15 protein-coding genes and 1 other RNA gene are annotated in these 16,800 nt (G+C 44.6%); 13 read left to right on the forward strand and 3 right to left on the reverse strand.

All coding sequences use genetic code 11. The features are described 5' to 3' along the window. Positions 1–83 precede the first annotated feature (83 nt). The 5 genes from KE627_RS11440 to KE627_RS11460 all read left to right on the forward strand — a co-directional run bounded on the left by KE627_RS11440 (position 84) and on the right by KE627_RS11460 (position 6,772). Complete coding sequence (locus tag KE627_RS11440; RefSeq protein ID WP_056938606.1) at positions 84–2,921, forward strand: helicase C-terminal domain-containing protein; 2,838 nt, start codon at positions 84–86, stop codon at positions 2,919–2,921. 64 nt (positions 2,922–2,985) lie between these two features. Beyond that, positions 2,986–3,492 (forward strand): cell wall elongation regulator TseB-like domain-containing protein, encoded by a 507-nt coding sequence (locus KE627_RS11445; RefSeq protein ID WP_013727882.1) that lies wholly within the window; start codon positions 2,986–2,988, stop codon positions 3,490–3,492. Between the two features lie 18 nt (positions 3,493–3,510). Further along, the gene (locus KE627_RS11450) at positions 3,511–4,731 is read left to right on the forward strand and encodes a pyridoxal phosphate-dependent aminotransferase (RefSeq protein WP_056938607.1); all 1,221 of its coding nucleotides are present in this window, start codon (positions 3,511–3,513) and stop codon (positions 4,729–4,731) included. A gap of 1 nt (position 4,732) precedes the next feature. Next, positions 4,733–6,013 (forward strand): asparagine--tRNA ligase, encoded by a 1,281-nt coding sequence (asnS, locus tag KE627_RS11455; RefSeq protein WP_371862026.1) that lies wholly within the window; start codon positions 4,733–4,735, stop codon positions 6,011–6,013. A gap of 42 nt (positions 6,014–6,055) precedes the next feature. Continuing rightward, positions 6,056–6,772: a DnaD domain-containing protein gene (locus tag KE627_RS11460; RefSeq protein WP_013727885.1), complete on the forward strand. Its 717-nt coding sequence runs from the start codon at positions 6,056–6,058 to the stop codon at positions 6,770–6,772. Between the two features lie 183 nt (positions 6,773–6,955). Here the strand turns inward: KE627_RS11460 and KE627_RS11465 are convergent, their stop codons facing one another. Continuing rightward, on the reverse strand, positions 6,956–9,274 hold the full coding sequence (locus KE627_RS11465; protein WP_013727886.1) for a PBP1A family penicillin-binding protein: 2,319 nt from the start codon (positions 9,272–9,274) through the stop codon (positions 6,956–6,958). Between the two features lie 18 nt (positions 9,275–9,292). Continuing rightward, positions 9,293–9,892 (reverse strand): Holliday junction resolvase RecU, encoded by a 600-nt coding sequence (gene recU, locus KE627_RS11470; protein ID WP_013727887.1) that lies wholly within the window; start codon positions 9,890–9,892, stop codon positions 9,293–9,295. A gap of 124 nt (positions 9,893–10,016) precedes the next feature. Between recU and KE627_RS11475 the strand changes: the two genes are divergently transcribed. The 5 genes from KE627_RS11475 (at position 10,017) to KE627_RS11495 (ending at position 13,820) form a co-directional block, all read left to right on the forward strand. Then, complete coding sequence (locus tag KE627_RS11475) at positions 10,017–10,589, forward strand: SLOG family protein (protein WP_013727888.1); 573 nt, start codon at positions 10,017–10,019, stop codon at positions 10,587–10,589. 53 nt (positions 10,590–10,642) lie between these two features. Further along, the gene (gene gpsB, locus KE627_RS11480) at positions 10,643–11,023 is read left to right on the forward strand and encodes a cell division regulator GpsB (protein WP_014939966.1); all 381 of its coding nucleotides are present in this window, start codon (positions 10,643–10,645) and stop codon (positions 11,021–11,023) included. A gap of 26 nt (positions 11,024–11,049) precedes the next feature. Next, positions 11,050–11,422, forward strand: an RNA gene (rnpB, locus tag KE627_RS11485) — RNase P RNA component class B. A 74-nt stretch (positions 11,423–11,496) separates the two neighbouring features. Next, positions 11,497–12,657 carry a THUMP domain-containing class I SAM-dependent RNA methyltransferase gene (locus KE627_RS11490; RefSeq protein WP_013727890.1) on the forward strand — a complete coding sequence of 387 codons (1,161 nt, stop codon included), beginning with the start codon at positions 11,497–11,499 and terminating at the stop codon, positions 12,655–12,657. Between the two features lie 50 nt (positions 12,658–12,707). Next, positions 12,708–13,820 carry an NAD(P)/FAD-dependent oxidoreductase gene (locus tag KE627_RS11495; protein WP_056938608.1) on the forward strand — a complete coding sequence of 371 codons (1,113 nt, stop codon included), beginning with the start codon at positions 12,708–12,710 and terminating at the stop codon, positions 13,818–13,820. Here the strand turns inward: KE627_RS11495 and KE627_RS11500 are convergent. Beyond that, positions 13,817–14,206, reverse strand: a complete 390-nt coding sequence (locus KE627_RS11500) for a ribonuclease HI family protein (RefSeq protein ID WP_013727891.1) — start codon at positions 14,204–14,206, stop codon at positions 13,817–13,819. The two genes, KE627_RS11495 and KE627_RS11500, sit on opposite strands and share 4 nt — an antisense overlap. A gap of 31 nt (positions 14,207–14,237) precedes the next feature. Between KE627_RS11500 and KE627_RS11505 the strand changes: the two genes are divergently transcribed. The 3 genes from KE627_RS11505 to lspA are packed head-to-tail and all read left to right on the forward strand — an operon-like array spanning position 14,238 to position 16,790. Beyond that, positions 14,238–14,624 (forward strand): EbsA family protein, encoded by a 387-nt coding sequence (locus tag KE627_RS11505; RefSeq protein ID WP_013727892.1) that lies wholly within the window; start codon positions 14,238–14,240, stop codon positions 14,622–14,624. 49 nt (positions 14,625–14,673) lie between these two features. Continuing rightward, complete coding sequence (locus KE627_RS11510) at positions 14,674–16,335, forward strand: formate--tetrahydrofolate ligase (RefSeq protein WP_013727893.1); 1,662 nt, start codon at positions 14,674–14,676, stop codon at positions 16,333–16,335. Between the two features lie 14 nt (positions 16,336–16,349). Continuing rightward, positions 16,350–16,790 carry a signal peptidase II gene (gene lspA, locus KE627_RS11515; RefSeq protein ID WP_056938609.1) on the forward strand — a complete coding sequence of 147 codons (441 nt, stop codon included), beginning with the start codon at positions 16,350–16,352 and terminating at the stop codon, positions 16,788–16,790. Positions 16,791–16,800: the final 10 nt, after the last annotated feature.

The following is a 16,800-nucleotide window of genomic DNA, read 5'->3' on the forward strand; positions in this document are numbered from 1 at the left end:
GATTATCACATCTTGCTTGTAGTATGATTAAAGTTAGTGAATATTTAAGAAAAGTCAGCTCATAAACAGATTGGTGAATGACAATGAATTCAAAAACCACCTTTGCCGTGGTTGATATTGAAACGACCGGAACAGACATTTCTGCCGATAATCGGACAATTCAGTTCAGCTGCTGCTTGGTTTCCAACAATAAAATTATAAAAACCTTCGTGACCGATATCAATCCACAACGAGAAGTCCCTAACCGAATTGTGCAGTTAACCGGAATCACCAACGAACGGCTGCAAAAGGCCAAAACTTTTGACCAGGTTGCCGCTCAGCTGTATTCCTTACTCAATAATACGGTTTTTGTGGCCCACAATGTGAATTTTGATTTTCCGTTTCTGAACTCGGAATTTCAACGCGTCGGCTACCCCGAATTACAAATTGAAGCAATTGACACAGTCACTTTAAGTCAAATCCTGCTGCCAACGTTATCCAGTTATCGGCTGCAGGATCTCAGCAGTTATTTCAATATCGAACATGACCATCCCCATACAGCCGATAGTGATGCTTTGGCAACCGCCAAGCTCCTGCTTATTTTACTACGACAAATTAAGATGCTGCCGAAAATGACCTTGGAACAGATCATCAGTGTTAATCCGTCTCTGCCTCAAGACACGATGCAGGTTTTTTTGGATGCCGATGAAACCAACAAAAGGCAGGTGCACGCTGCCAAATTGCCTGATCACCTGAGAATCTCATCAGGACTGGTTTTACGAAAACAGGACCCAATCGTCGTGACTGATGAGTCTGATAAACAGCGTCTTCACTATCCAAAAACAAAAAAGGCCAAGCAAAAACTGCTTCCAGACAACTTGGAGTCGCGACTTGAGCAGAATAAAATGATGAACTTGATCTATAACAATTATGCCGATCAACAGCATCACGCAGCCAAGACCCTCTTAATTGAGGCCCCAACCGGGATTGGCAAGAGTTTGGGGTATTGTCTGCCATTGAGTTATTTGGTGTCCGCCCACAAACCGGCAGTCATCAGTACTTCGACAACTTATCTGCAGTTTCAGCTGCAAAATCAGACGTTGCCAATGCTCAACGAGGGGCTGCCTTTCAAAGTCAATAGTGTCATTTTGAAGGGGGCCAGTCACTACATTGACCTCTACAAGTTCCGCAATTTATTAAACGTTCCTGATAACTCGACCCAAACCGCGTTTATTAAAGCGCAGATCTTGGTCTGGCTGACGGTTACCACTACGGGTGATTTGGACGAACTCCACTTAAACGTCGACCAAACACCATTTGTCTGGAAAATTCAGCATACCGGCGTGAAATGGCTGGATCCAAACGAACCGTTTTATGACGACGACTTTTTGCGTTACAACTTGAAAAAAGCACAAAATGCTGACTTCTTGATTGTCAATCATAGCTATTTAATTAAAAATTGGCAGTATTTCAAGGATCTGCCGACCAAACCCTACTTACTGATTGATGAAACCCAACAGTTTGCCGAAACCGCCATTCGTAACAATCAGGAGCGGATTAATCCGTTATCACTGACAACCGCAATTAACAAAATCTTGGCAGATATTAATGGAACTCACGGAGATAATATCAAAGAAATTGTGGAAGACGACGCCATCTTGGACCACGCGATCGAAGCCCTTGACGGCAAACTCCGACAAGCTAAGGCCTTGGTCTCGACCGTTACGACGACCCTCTTTGAAATGGTCGTCAAGGGCAAACGACTCCACCGCAACGCCGAGTTCTTCGAGCGCTTAATTCCAATTAATGAGATGAAGGCAGCCACCGCTGCCAATCAAGAGCCGATCAACCGTCTCCGCGCGCTCCACGAAAGCTTGGACGGACTGCTGGCCACTTTAAATGCCCAAATTGACCATAATGCCGGCGCATATACCAACCACGATTTCTTAAGCATTTATTCTTTTTTTGAAAACTACAATGAGTTCAATCATCAACTACGCTTGCTCTTAGCAATCGTTGATGTTGACGACCAGTCAATTGAGCAGCATGTGACGTGGGTCACCGTCAATAATGTCAAAGACGTCAATAGCCTGACACTTAACCGGGGGATTTTGAAAACAGAAGATTATCTCCGCGACCATGTCTATTCTGCCTTTGAACCGGCAACTTTTACCGGGGCGACAATTTTCTCTTCACGACGTTCACAGTTCATTTACAACTTATTGGGGATTAGTCGCGATGATTCTTCGATTAAACGACTCAAAAGTGACTTCAATCCAAAAGATCAAGCCCGACTCTATTTGGTTACCGATCAAGACGACCGGCAATTCGCAACCAATTCCGATAATTATCTTCAAAAGGTTGCCGACAATATCGAAGTTATTTATAAGAATGAACCGCGGCAGACCTTGGTACTGTTTAACTCACTCAATGCGATTGAACGGACGTATCGGCTGCTTCAGGAAAGTGGCTTCACAGCGACCCATTTTGTTTTGGCCCAAGGCGTTCATGGAACAGCTGCCAAAATCAGCAAGCAGTTCATCCATCATGAACCCGCTATTCTGTTAGGGGCCAATACTTTCTGGCAGGGAGTCGATTTCCCAAGAAATCTACTGGAAAACCTGATTGTTGCCCAGCTGCCATTTGATACGCCATCAGACCCTTATAATCACGCCCTGTACTCGATTGAGCGCAGTAAGGGTAAGAACCCATTTTATAGTATTACGCTCCCCAAAGCGACTCTCAGGCTGCGTCAGGGCATGGGACGCCTGTTGAGAACCAAAGATGACTTCGGAACCATTTTTATTTTGGATCCCAGGTTATTATCCAAGCGGTATGGCAGCACCATTCTAGCCAATTTACGCAACGATATTCCTGTTGTGAAGGGTTCAATTGATGAATGTGTATTAGACATGGTTAAGTTTTTTGAAAGCAGAAATTAATCTGCGGTTGAGCAGTCCGATATTTGCTATAATTAGAAATAACGAAATTTGAGAGGAAGTTACCATGCAACGGCATCGAAGAGTTAAAAAACAATCATACGTTAAAATTTCCTGGATCGTTATCTCGATCATTTTGATTCTCTGCTTTTCGTTCTTCATTATCCTGCACACGGCGGAGCGGCCGATGACAATTGCCCGCGGCCAGACCGAAACGATTGCTAAAAAGTACGCCGGGTTAACGAAAGTCGACTCGTTTTACACCTCTAATTTGGGGAAGACTTATTATTCCGTTTCCGGTGTTGATAACAAGAACAAAAATGTTTACGTCATCGTCGCTAAAAAAGGCGGCACGGTCAACGTTATCAATAGCAGCAGCGGTATTAGCGAGCAGCAGGCCAAAAATGTGATTCAACGGCAAAAACACCCATCAAAATTAAACGGGATTGGCCTGACGATGATTAAGAACCAGCCATACTGGGTGGTCAGCTATATGAACGCCAAGAATCATTTGTGCTTTACGACAATCAGCTTCAAAAACGGCACCATTTACAAATCGATTGAAAACATCTAGAAATGAAAGGACACTTCAATGAAATTTTCAAAACGGGCGATGCAGGTCACGCCTTCAGCAACCGTCAAAGTTTCCAATACTGCCAAGGCGATGATCAGAAAGGGCATCGATGTCATTAATTTGGGCATCGGTGAGCCCGATTTTCCAACCCCAAAAATCATTGCCGATGCAGCAATTGACGCTATTCGATCGGGCAAAACCAGTTTTTACACCCCGGCCAGTGGTTTACCTCATTTAAAAGAAGCCATCGCCGAACGCATTAAGGAGGACTACGGCGTTGTCTACCCAGCTGATCAAATTAGTGTGACCAACGGTGCCAAGATGGCACTGTACGTGTTAATGCAGGTATTGGTCGATGACGGCACGGAAGTCTTGCTGCCACGGCCAAGCTGGGTCAGTTACCGCCAGCAGGTCAATCTTGCAGGTGGCAAGCCGGTGATTGTTGAGACGGGGACGGACTTCAAGATTACCACTCAAAGCTTGGATGCAGCTGTAACTAAAAATGCTAAGGTATTGGTGATCAATTCACCGCAAAACCCCACTGGAACCGTGTATTCCAGGGATGAACTGGCGGCAATTGGTCAATGGGCGGTCTTGCATAATGTGACCTTAATCGCTGACGATATTTATGGCAAATTGGTCTATAATCAAAACCAGTTCGTTTCATTGGTTCAAATCAGCGATGAGGTTGCTGCTTCAACTGTTTTGGTCAACGGCGTTTCCAAAGCCTATTCCATGACGGGGTGGCGAATTGGCTATTTAGCCGGGGCGCCGGAATTAATCGGCAAGGTAAATTCGATTCTATCTCATTCAACCGGTAATCCAGCTACGGTAAGTCAATATGCCGCGATTGCTGCCTTTCAGTCGGACCAATCAGCCGTTGAGACAATGCGAGAGGCCTTTGAACAACGGTTAAATCAAATTTATCCGCTGGTGCAACAAATTCCGGGGTTTAAGTTGGCAGCTAAACCGCAAGGGGCGTTTTATTTATTCCCAAATGTTGAAGCGGCTGTTGACCTGGCAGGTCTTAATGACTCAGGGGAATTGGTCGATCAGCTGCTGGCCAAAGCCCACGTTGCGGTGGTTGACGGAGCTGCTTTTGGCATGCCCGGCTACCTCAGGTTGAGTTATGCCACTAGTTTGGAAGACCTGGTAACCGCCGTTGAGCGGATCACTGAATTTATGAATCAGTTTTTAGAAAAACAAGTATCTGGAGGAATCGGAATTGAAACAAATTAACATGGTTGACGCACCTAAGTACGTTAACGAAAAAGTTAAAATTGGTGTTTGGTTAACCAACAAACGTTCAAGTGGTAAGATCGCCTTTCTGCAATTACGTGACGGAACGGCATTTTTCCAAGGCGTCGTCGTGAAGAGTAATGTTACCCCGGAAGTTTTCGAGTTGGCGAAGGAAGTCAAGCAGGAAACCAGCATGTGGGTAACCGGGATCATTCATGAAGATGCTCGTTCCAAATTTGGCTACGAGATCGAAATTGAAACCATCGAGGTCCTTTCTGAAACCCATGACTATCCAATTACGCCCAAGGAACATGGTGTTGACTTCTTAATGGATCATCGTCATCTTTGGCTGAGATCCAGCCGGCCCCACGCTGTTATGCGGATTCGTAATGAGGTCATTAAGGCGACTTATGATTTCTTTAACGATGAAGGTTTCATCAAAATCGATGCGCCCATCCTGACTGGAAGTGCGCCTGAAGGGACAACGACGCTTTTCCATACGGAATACTTCGATCGCGACGCTTATTTGTCTCAAAGTGGTCAGTTGTATGAAGAAGCCGGTGCCGAAGCGTTTGGCAAAGTGTTCTCATTTGGCCCTACCTTTAGAGCTGAAAAATCAAAAACCCGTCGTCATTTGATCGAGTTTTGGATGATTGAACCGGAAATGGCATTCATGCATCAAGAAGAGAGTCTTGAAATCCAAGAGCGTTATATTGCTTACTTGGTGACTCGAGTGCTTGAAAATTGCCAAATGGAACTGAAGACACTGGGACGCGACCCAGAAGTTCTCAAGAAGTACACTGTTTTACCTTATCCACGAATCAGTTATGATGAAGCCATTACGATGCTCAAAAAGGGTGGCTTTGATTTGGAGTGGGGAGTCGACTTTGGTTCTCCTGAAGAAACCTACCTTGCTGATCAATTTAACCAACCGGTCTTTGTGATCAACTACCCTAAAGCAATTAAACCGTTTTATATGAAGCCACATCCAACTCGTGATGACGTGGTGATTTGTGCTGATCTCTTGGCACCCGAAGGATATGGAGAAATTATCGGTGGTTCAGAAAGAGCAACAGATTACGACTATCTCTATGATCAAATTGTCAAGGCTGGTTTGGATCCTAAAGAATACTCATGGTACTTGGATTTGCGTAAATACGGCAGTGTGCCGCATTCCGGCTTTGGCTTGGGACTTGAACGGGCTTTGACCTGGTTAACAGGTGAAGACCACGTTCGTGAGGCAATTCCATTCCCAAGACTGCTTAACCGAATTTACCCATAAATTGAAATTAAACACTGGTTTGGTGGATTCGAGGTGAATTGGATGGAAGATTATGCACGCAATCTACTAAATGAGGGGCAAACTACTGTCAGCAACTACCTGTTAAAACATTATCATCAGATTGGAATTACCAATCAGGAGCTTTTCATTTACCTGCTGATTAAGGGAAATCATGACCTGGTAGTTCCAATGCCGGAAATGGCAGATCTGCAAGCCCAGACGAATTATTCTGAACAGCAGCTGTTCAATTTATTTCATCAAATGATTGAAAAGAAGCTGACCAAAATTACGCAAGTAGTGATTGAAGGTCAGCAGGTCGATGCCTACGATTTCACGCCGATGTATGAAAAATTGGCATTGGTCAAGCCCACGGGAACCTCTCCTGAGGCGTCGGCAAACGAAAAGCCCAAGACTGTCAGCAGCACCGACCGCCAAGCAGTCTTTCAAAGTATTGAACAAGAATTTGGTCGAACTTTGTCGCCGATTGAGATGGAGTCTATCAGTCAGTGGTTGGATATTGATCATTATTCACCGGAATTAATTCAGCTGGCGTTGAAGGAAGCCGTTTTAAGTCAGGTTTATAATTTAAATTATATGGACCGAATCATTAGTACTTGGTACAAGAAAAATTTAAAGACCCCACAACAAGTTGAAGCCGCCAAAAAGAACCGGAATAGTCCACATTCGGATGATATTTCAACCGGTTACGACGGTCCGGAAATTCCGTTTATCAACTTGTCAGGTAATTCAGATAAATAAACAATTAGGAAATCGGCTAAACTTTTAGCCGATTTTTTCGTACATAGTCAAAGGGACAATCGGTTCTTCAATGTGGCATTCAGAAACCCGTGATAAGGAAGTCCACAGGAAATATTGGTAAACGAAAAGAGACCCTCGACAAATGATGTGTTTGTCGAAAGTCTCTGATGGACTGTGCTGATTTTATTGGGTTTCGTCAGTACCACCGTTATTGTCATTGTTATTGGTATTGCCGCCACCATTGTCTGGCGTCGTACCGCCATTGTCAGTGGAACTCGATGATGCGGCACTACTGTTTGAATCATCGTTACCACCATCGCCACTCGGTTTTTGCTCAGATGGCGTTGATGCGGATGACTCGTTGGAACTTTCTGTACTGCTGGAACTCTCATTTTCCCGTGGTTGCGTGACAACTGCCGAGCTGGAACTTGAACCACCTTCAGTTGTGTAGCCACTGGTCGTTTGATTTGAACTATTATCGGTGACTGTCCCAGGATAACCGGCAACATAATACTCAGTGGTCCCGCCACGGTTGGTTGCGACAACGTCACTTGGCTGGGCCCAATCGGTGTTGGGTTTATCTTCAGAAATATAGCCCATCACGTTTTTATAGATTTCCTGGGCGATCGATGTTTGTGCCGAGGTGACATAGGAATTTGCTTTGAATTGATGGTCGTATCCAGTCCAGATGGCTAATGAATAGTTCTTGGTATAACCGGAGAACCAGGAATCCATCGTCGACATCGCCGGCACTTTGTTCAAATAATCGTCGGGATACTGTGTCGTACCAGTTTTACCGGCTTCATAAAGACCAGCCACCTTGGCTGCAGTCCCGGAACCTGCAGAATCTGTCATCACGCCCTTGAGCATATTAGTGATCATAAATGCGGTCGCCGGCGACATGGCGCGTTTGCCTTGCTGGTGATACTTGTGGGTCACACCGTTAACTTGAACAATCTTGTTGATTAAGTACGGTTTGTAATAGGTTCCGCCATTCGCGAAGGCTGCGTAAGATGCGGCCAGCTGTTCAGAGGAAATGTAGAGCCCAATCCCATTTTGAATCTCGAGTGGTTTGCTAAACGACATCCCCAGGTTTTTCAAAAAGCCGGTTGCTTTAGGAACCCCAACATTTTCAAGTGTTCGAATTGCCGGGATATTTCGCGACTCAACCAGTGCTTTTCGCATCGTGATCGTGCCTTGGTATTTGTTATCAAAGTCATAGACCGATTTGTCGGTTCCAGGATAAACGTACGGCGTATCTTTGACCGGCTGGTAGGTCGGGTATTTAAGATATTGAATGGCTGGACCGTAATCCATAATTGGTTTAGCTGTTGATCCAGAAGACCTGCCGGTTTGGACAGCCCTGTTCAAACCGAACGCCACTTTGGTTTTGCGGCCGCCCTGCATGGCAACGACTTTACCATTATTGACATCGACAATGGTTGCGCCGACTTGGAAACGGTTGTTGGGGTAGGCAATGGTCGGATCGTTATTACTTACCTGATAAAGTTTCTTTTGCGCACTCATGTCCAAATTGGTGTAAACTTTTAGGCCGCTATTTGGTTTGTAGCCTTTGTCCTCGAGTTCTTCGATGGTCTGCTTTAAATAAGAATCAATGTATTTAGAAGTCTTTTCAGAGGTTCGCGCCTTCGCGTGGGTCGCTGAAAGATGGGCTTTGACACTGGTATTTTTGGCAGCTTGGGCTTGCGATTCAGTAATGTCTTTGGTTTTGACCATCGCATCAAGGACTTCATTTCGCCGTTTAGTCGCATACTGAGGATACTTATAAGGGTTGTAGAGCGTAGGTGACTGTGGCATACCTGCCAATAAAGCGAACTCAGGTAACGTTAAGTGATTAAGCGTCTTATCGTAATAATATTCTGCCGCCGTCTGCATGCCATAGACGCCGTTGCCCATATAGACCTTGTTGATGTAAAATTCCAAAATTTGACTCTTACTGTAATGATTTTCAACTTTGATTGCCAGCCAAGCTTCCTGAGCCTTTCGCTTAAAGGTTCGATCACTGGCAGCCGTTGAAAAGACCGACAGTTTGACTAACTGCTGAGTGAGGGTACTTCCACCCTGAAGACCTAAAGAAGATCCGGTCAAATTCGAGATGGCTGCTCCGGCGATTCGGATGGGGTCAACGCCATGGTGTTTATAGAAACGCCGATCTTCAATGGAAACGACGGCCCGTTTGAGGGTTCTTGGAATGTTTTTAGATTTGACGTAGTCCCGATTCTGGCTTCCCAGACGTGAAATTACTGTGCCGTTGGCATCATAGAATTTAGTGGAGTTATCACTGGTCAGCGCAGACCGGGTGATTCGTGGTGCACTGGAAGCGTAGTACGTGAATAGGCCGGCGCCAAACAGAAATAGGACACCAACCAGGATTAAAGCCCATTTGAAGATTCGCCGAAAGGGGCCTTTTTTATGGGTATTGCTAAACTGTCGTCCGCGCCGAACTTCAGCGCGTGAGTTTTTCGGATTGTTCTGTGACATAGCCTTCTCCTTCGTAACTTATTCGATGAAAGAATCAACCGCGCGAAGATAGGGTAGTAATGGGTTAATTCTGTATTGAATCAAAAAGCCTTCCTTTTCAATGACTTTTCTGGGAATGGATTTGCGACCGCCACTTTTTTGGGCGTCCCAATAGGTAATCAGGTCGGTGGCTTTCAAAACAAACACGGCCTGATCCGAAATGAATTTGATAATCGCAAAGCAGATTCCTTGCTGTTGTAAGCATTGTCGCATATGTTCAACTTGATGTTCATGAAAATTTTTGAGTGGGAAAGACTGTTTATTCTTGGTCTCTTTTGCATCAAAGTCAATGTATTTTCCGCGATATACGCCATTATAATCTGTAGTGGAAGCACGACGAAAATAAGCTTCCTTAATTCTGGCGGCACTTCTCTTGGGATAGTCAACAGAAACGATCTGAATTGGAGTCGGCTTCTTATGAATAACTGCAATTCCTGCACGAAGATAATACTGATTGCTCTTGTTGATTTCGTCCTCCAAGGTCATTCCTCGATTTGAGAAGTTAATCGAATCATTGTGGGTACCGGAAGAAGTCGGCTGCTCATGAAACTGGTTTCCATTCGGGTATCTGATAGTCATTGAACGTTAGCTTCCTTTTTGTGAATAGTTATATTGTACTTCATTTAACTTAATAATAACCACAATAATGTTATTATACCAAGTAGAGTCTTCATTTAAAATATTTAATCGTTAGGGTGATATCATGAGCCGCTTGTGGGTAACCGGCTATCGAAGCTATGAATTAGGAATTTTTAAAGATGACGATCCAAAACGAAAAGTCATTGATTTGGTCTTAAAAAATGAAATTGATCAGGCAATTGTTGACGGCATGGATTGGTTAATTTCCGGCGGACAGTTGGGAATTGAGCAGTGGTCGTTGGAAATGGCCCTGAATTTGAAAAAGACCTATCCAGACGAATTTCAGACGTCAATGATGCTGCCGTTCGCTGACTTCGGCAGTAATTGGAACGAAAACAATCAAACCAAGCTGCAGACGCTAAAGGCACGGGTCGATTTTTCGGCGTCAGTTTCTCAAAAGCCGTATCAGTCGCCCCAACAGTTAAGAAATTACCAAGAATTCATGCTGAGTCATACCGATCAGGCATTATTGATATATGATTTAGATAATCCAGGGAAATCGCAATACGATTATGATCAAATAAAAAGATTTGCTGACAACCATCCATATCCGTATAAGCTAATTACTTTCGACGATTTACAGAGTGCTGCGGATGAATATCAGGAAAACTTGAATAATAGTGTTCAAGATGACTAATTTATGATATTATTTTAGTTGGTTTGTTGCAAATAGTGAGGTGTAACCCATACATGGAAAACATTAATTATACTCCGAAGGATATTCTTCAAAAGGAATTCAAGCAAAAGATGCGTGGCTATGATCCCAATGATGTTGACGGCTTTTTAGACGACATCATCAAGGATTATGAAACTTTCAACAAAGAACTCCAGTCCCTCAGTGATGAGAATGAGCGATTAAAAGTTCAAGTCGATGAATTGAATAAGCAGATTGCGGTATCCGGTTCGCAGCCAATGCCATCAGCTGGTGGCACTGCTCCAACCAGAAGTGTTCCGAGTCAGCCAATGTCAAGTGCGACTAATATGGACATTTTAAAGCGCCTTTCCAACCTTGAAAGACGAGTATTCGGATCACAACTTGATAATAATACCAATGATTCACACAGGCTTTAAAGCTTGCATATAACTAATATGGTGTAAATCCTGAGTAATTGCGGTCGTATCATTACGGCTGAGGAAAGTCCATTCTCGCACGGGCTGCGATGCCCGTAGTGTTCGTGCTCGGTGAAAAAATAAGCCGGGGGACTCTTTGTGAGTTACGGCGGATATTAAAGCTAAGGCTTGCTATGCTTTAATTCCCTAAGGTGCCACAGTGACGAACAGTATTGGAAACGGTACTGATGGAACGCGGTAAACCCCTCGAGCGGGAAACCCAAACTTTTGGTAGGGGAGCTTCACACACGGTAAATGAACCAAGTGTGGGGGAGAAGTATTTCGATATTTCTCAGATAGATGATTACTACTTGTTATGTCGTCCTGGGATATAATAAGCACAAAACATGGCTTATAGGGATTTACACCAAACAGGTTGAGTGGGAGCTTGCTCCCACTTTTTTGTTACCCAGAAAATGCAGGAGATAGATAAAATGAAATTTAATTTAATGGCTACTTGTGCCGCCGGTATCGAAGCCTTAGTTGGCAAAGAAATGCGTGACTTGGGATATGACGTCCAGGTCGAAAATGGTCGGGTCCGATTCACCGGTAATGAAGAAGATATTATTAAAACCAATCTGTGGTTGAGAACGGCAGATCGGATCAAAATTGTTGTTGATGAATTTGACGCCCAAACGTTTGATGAATTGTTTGAACAAACGACTGCAATTGCCTGGGACAAGTTGTTGCCAATGGATGCCGCCTTTCCAGTTGAGGGCCGTTCGCGAAACTCAAAATTGCACAGCGTTCCTGATTCTCAAGCAATTGTCAAAAAAGCGATTGTCAATGAATTGAGCACTGCCTATCATCGCCACACCCGGTTACCAGAAACCGGTGCCGAATTTCCACTGGAAGTGGCAATTAATAAGGATCATGTGATGCTGACCATGGACACCACCGGTTCAAGCCTCTTCAAACGTGGCTATCGAATCGAAAAAGGGTCTGCTCCCCTTAAGGAAAACATGGCTGCCGCCCTGGTGATGTTAACCAGCTGGTATCCCGACATGCCATTTCTAGATCCGTTTTGTGGTTCGGGAACGATTCCAATCGAGGCAGCCATGATCGGCCGCAACATTGCTCCAGGCTTTAATCGTGACTTCATCTGTGAGCAGTGGCCTTGGATTGATCATGATATGGCCCAAAAAGTTCGCGATGAGGCAGATTCGAAGGCTGACTATGACATTGAACTTGATATTTCTGCCAGCGATATTGACGGCAATATGATCGAAATTTCCAAACGAAATGCCGAAGAGGCCGGCCTGCTGGCTGATATTCAGTTTAAACAATTGGCAGTTGCCGATTTCAAAACTGATAAGGTCAACGGCGTGATTGTCGGCAATCCACCCTATGGACAACGAATGAGTGACGAAGAACATGCCCATGAGTTATACAAACAAATGGGGAAAGTCTTCAATCCGCTCACGAGTTGGTCAAAATACTTTTTAACCTCGGACCTTGACTTTGAAAAGTATTATGGGGAAAAAGCAACCAAACGACGAAAGCTCTACAACGGATCAATAAGGACGGACTATTTTCAGTTCTGGGGAAAGAAAGTTCGAGATTTACGTAAATTAGACCAAATTAAGAGCAAATAAGCCGGAATATATGCTAAAATAAGAACAACTTGGTGAAAAGAAGTGGGTAAATGGTTAAACAAGTCGCGATAATTGGCGGCGGAATTATTGGTGCAACAGCCGCATTTTATTTGAGCTTTCTACAAGGTAATGACAATATTCAAGTGACACTATTTGACGACGACACGGGGCAAGCCACGAAGGCAGCCTCCGGCATCATCTCGCCATGGCTCTCAAAGCGCAGAAATAAGCGCTGGTACGCTTTGGCCAAACGTGGTGCAGAATTATACCCATCCCTCGTTTCTGACGCTCAGTTGAGCAACCAAGCCTATCAGCAGACAGGTACGATCGTGACTCGCAAGAACCACGGTGACTTATTGGCGCTTTATCAGGAGGCCAAGATCAAAGAGCAGCATACAACTGCGATGGGCCGGGTCGAATTGCTGGACGCCAAAGAGGTAAAACGCCGGATGCCGTTGCTCACCGATGCTCCGGAAGGTGTTTTTGTCAGTGGTGGCGCACGGATTGACGGCGGCCACTTTGTTTCCGAGCTGCTGGAACGGGCGGCTGCCAATAACCTGGATGTCAAAAATGAACGGGTTTCCTTGACGGCTAATGGCGCCATTAACACGACAGCGGGGCCCAAACATTTTGATATTGTGATTATTGCCACCGGTGCTTGGATGCATGAGTCGCTTCGGCCATTGGGGTTGAACGTGAAGGTCCGGCCGCAGAAAGGACAATTAATCGATTTAACTGTCAAGATGCCCCATAAATGGCGAAATATGCCAGTTATGATGCCAGAGGGCAGTAGTGACGTTATCCCGTTCAATGGCGGTAAATTGGTGATTGGTGCGACTCACGAGAATGACGAGGGATTCGATTTAACGCCTCAGCCAGCTGCTCGCCGACAGTTACTCAACAATGCCAAAGTATTTATCAACACGCTAACGGACGCCCAAGTAAGTGACATGCGGGTCGGCACCAGAGCCTACACGGAAGATTTTGCGCCTTTCTTTGGAGCAGTCCCGACATTGCCCAACTTTTTGATTGGTGGCGGTCTGGGGTCTTCAGGTTTAACTACCGGACCGATGATTGGCTATCTTCTTGCTCAGGCAGTGTTTGAACGGGAAATCGATCATTGGCAGGATTACACAAAGCCGGTCAGCCAGTATATTGACTAGATTGAATGCAGTGCTTGAAGTGCCAGTGTATGCGCGCCCATGTTTTGTTTGTCTGGAATCCAGGTGTTGACCACCGTTGCGAATTGATTTTGCAGTCCCAGTAGTTTGTCCAGATGTTTTTCGAAATGTTTGGCATATTGTTTATTGAGACTGTCAATGACGATTTTGCTGTCAGTATAGAAAAAAATCAGTTCGCTGGGATTAATTTGTAAGTCGATCAATTTTTGGAATCCGGCAATTGCTGCGCTAAACTCTGCATCATGATTGTCCGTTGGCGTAATCACTTGATTAAGTTGAATTTGTTTGCCATTGTTGACAATGAGAATGCCGATGGCGGTGTGTCCGGTATGCTGATTGACGGCTGCGTCTGTATATAGTTTAATCATGTTATCTACACTTTCTTTAAGGAGTTTATTTATGATAAGCCAAAAGCGTCACTTCTTTTATCAACCAAGCCCATTGAGCAGTATTATTTGTTGGAGTTGGACTTTTGTCGTCTTTTTCATTGGCGTGATTATCTGGCTGGAAATTACTCATTTTCAGTGGATTACGTTATTTTTCTTTGTGTTGTTTGCCGTGATTGTCTGGGCGGAAATTCATTTTCGCAGTATTCACGTCTACGATCACAAATTTGTCGTCAGTCGCATCACGAATCCTCACTGGTTAACCGTTGATCTGGACCAGATTTCACACGTTCAGACCTCGAAATACCAACTGGCCTTTGTCGCCAACACCAAGATCTACAGCTTCATTTTACCCGCCAACTCCGTTATTGAGATCAAAGAATTGATTTCCAACAAATAATTGCTGCTCCGTTGTCAGTCGATAGTTATTTAGGAGGGTCATAATCATTATGAAGAGCGATGTTGAAATTTCTCAAGAAACTGTTATGGAACCAATTACCAAGATAGCTGAAAAAATTGGGATTGCTGAAGACCAAATTGAACAATATGGTCAGTATAAAGCAAAAATCAATTTTGACCCAACCACTGAAAAGGCAAATGGCAAGCTTATTTTAGTTACTTCGATCAATCCAACTGCTGCCGGCGAGGGTAAAACCACCGTAACAGTTGGATTGGGAGATGCTTTCAACGAATTACATAAAAAGGTGGTTCTGGCATTGCGGGAACCATCTCTGGGACCGGTCATGGGTATGAAAGGCGGCGCAACCGGCGGCGGCTACGCTCAAGTTGTCCCAATGGATGATATCAATCTGCATTTCACCGGGGACTTTGATGCTTTGACTGAGGCTAATAACACATTAGCCGCCTTAATCGACAACCATATTCAGCACGGCAATCAATTAAACATTGATCCGCGCCAAATTACTTGGAAACGGGTGATGGACGTCAACGATCGGGAATTGCGCCAGGTCGTCATCGGTCTTGGTGGGAGAACCTCCGGTGTGCCGCGTCAAGATGGTTTTGATATTACTGTTGCCAGTGAGTTGATGGCCATTTTGTGCCTGGCAACCAGTCTGCCTGACCTGAAGCAACGGATCAGTCGGATGTTGATTGGCTATACTTACGACCGGCAACCAGTGACCGTGGCTGATTTGCACGTTCAAGGAGCACTCACTTTATTGCTTAAAGATGCGATTAAACCCAACCTGGTCCAAACCATCGAACATACACCAGCATTTATCCACGGCGGTCCGTTTGCCAATATTGCCCATGGCTGTAACAGTATCTTGGCGACCCAAGCGGCTTTGCATTTTGGTGATTATGCGATCACTGAGGCTGGTTTCGGGTCCGATTTGGGTGCTGAAAAATTCATGGATATTGTCACCCCACGGCTGAAGCAGAGTCCTGATTGCGTCGTAGTCGTTGCCACAGTTCGTGCGTTGAAGCTGAATGGCGGTGCTGATAAGCATGAATTGAACACAGAAAATCTTGAGGCCCTTAAAAAAGGCGTTGTCAATTTGAAACGTCACGTTGAAGGGATGCAGCAGTACGGCAAACCGGTGGTTGTCGCAATTAATAAGTTTGCCACTGATACCGAAGACGAATTAACTTATTTACAAAACTATGTCACCAATGATTTGAAGGTTACTGGGACGATCATCAACAGCTGGGCTGAAGGTGGTAAAGGGGCAGTCGACCTTGCCAAGGATGTCATTGAAGCTTGTGAACGGCCAGCCGAATTCCACGAATTATATAGCGATGATGATTCAATAGAGGACAAAATGGCCAAAATCGTCACCCAAATTTATGGGGGTGATGGGATTGAATTTTCAAATAAAGCCAAAACTGCTTTAAAGCGAATTAAAAAGTTGGGTTACGATCAATTACCTGTCTGCATGGCGAAAACCCAGTATTCATTTACTGATGACGCCAAGCAGCTTGGGGCACCTGAGAATTTCAAAATCCATGTTTCAGATCTGCAACTAAAACTGGGGGCCGGCTTCATCGTCGCCTTAACCGGAAAAATTTTAACCATGCCAGGGCTGCCGACTCATCCTGCAGCACTCGACATGGATATTGATGAACAGGGTCGGATTACCGGGCTGTTCTAAAGGGAGCGTTTATTTTGCCAGTACTTTATGTTATCGGAATCATTGCCTTAATTGCGATTGATCAGATTGTTAAACACTTGGTGGTTGCCAGTTTGGCATTAGGTGATTCATTTTCTGTGATCAACGGTGTTTTGTCGATTACCAGAATTAACAATACCGGGGCTGCTTGGAGCATTTTATCCGGCCACCAATTTATTTTCGTGATCATCGCGATTTTAGCGGCAATCTTAGTGACTTACTTTATTGTGAGGTACTGGTCAAATATGCCGTATCGAATTGGTCTGGGGCTGTTGCTAGCCGGTACGCTGGGGAACGTCATTGATCGCATCATGAACAATCACGTGGTCGACATATTTCAACTCGACTTTATCAATTTTCCGATTTTTAACTGTGCTGACATGTACTTGACGTTTGGAATTTTGATTTTGGCCATTGCAATCATCCGTGAAAGTTGATTAAGGGGAA

Origin of the sequence: Lentilactobacillus buchneri, from assembly GCF_018314255.1 — a bacterium.
In the GTDB taxonomy this organism is placed as follows: Bacteria; Bacillota; Bacilli; order Lactobacillales; family Lactobacillaceae; genus Lentilactobacillus; species Lentilactobacillus buchneri.

Bases quoted from the DNA above. Each gene is read 5' to 3' on its own strand.
- KE627_RS11440 (WP_056938606.1), top strand. From the start codon at position 84: ATGAATTCAAAAACCACCTTTGCCGTGGTTGATATTGAAACGACCGGA.
- KE627_RS11445 (WP_013727882.1), top strand. From the start codon at position 2,986: ATGCAACGGCATCGAAGAGTTAAAAAACAATCATACGTTAAAATTTCC.
- KE627_RS11450 (WP_056938607.1), top strand. From the start codon at position 3,511: ATGAAATTTTCAAAACGGGCGATGCAGGTCACGCCTTCAGCAACCGTC.
- asnS (WP_371862026.1), top strand. From the start codon at position 4,733: ATGGTTGACGCACCTAAGTACGTTAACGAAAAAGTTAAAATTGGTGTT.
- KE627_RS11460 (WP_013727885.1), top strand. From the start codon at position 6,056: ATGGAAGATTATGCACGCAATCTACTAAATGAGGGGCAAACTACTGTC.
- KE627_RS11465 (WP_013727886.1), bottom strand. From the start codon at position 9,274: ATGTCACAGAACAATCCGAAAAACTCACGCGCTGAAGTTCGGCGCGGA.
- recU (WP_013727887.1), bottom strand. From the start codon at position 9,892: ATGACTATCAGATACCCGAATGGAAACCAGTTTCATGAGCAGCCGACT.
- KE627_RS11475 (WP_013727888.1), top strand. From the start codon at position 10,017: ATGAGCCGCTTGTGGGTAACCGGCTATCGAAGCTATGAATTAGGAATT.
- gpsB (WP_014939966.1), top strand. From the start codon at position 10,643: ATGGAAAACATTAATTATACTCCGAAGGATATTCTTCAAAAGGAATTC.
- KE627_RS11490 (WP_013727890.1), top strand. From the start codon at position 11,497: ATGAAATTTAATTTAATGGCTACTTGTGCCGCCGGTATCGAAGCCTTA.
- KE627_RS11495 (WP_056938608.1), top strand. From the start codon at position 12,708: ATGGTTAAACAAGTCGCGATAATTGGCGGCGGAATTATTGGTGCAACA.
- KE627_RS11500 (WP_013727891.1), bottom strand. From the start codon at position 14,206: ATGATTAAACTATATACAGACGCAGCCGTCAATCAGCATACCGGACAC.
- KE627_RS11505 (WP_013727892.1), top strand. From the start codon at position 14,238: ATGATAAGCCAAAAGCGTCACTTCTTTTATCAACCAAGCCCATTGAGC.
- KE627_RS11510 (WP_013727893.1), top strand. From the start codon at position 14,674: ATGAAGAGCGATGTTGAAATTTCTCAAGAAACTGTTATGGAACCAATT.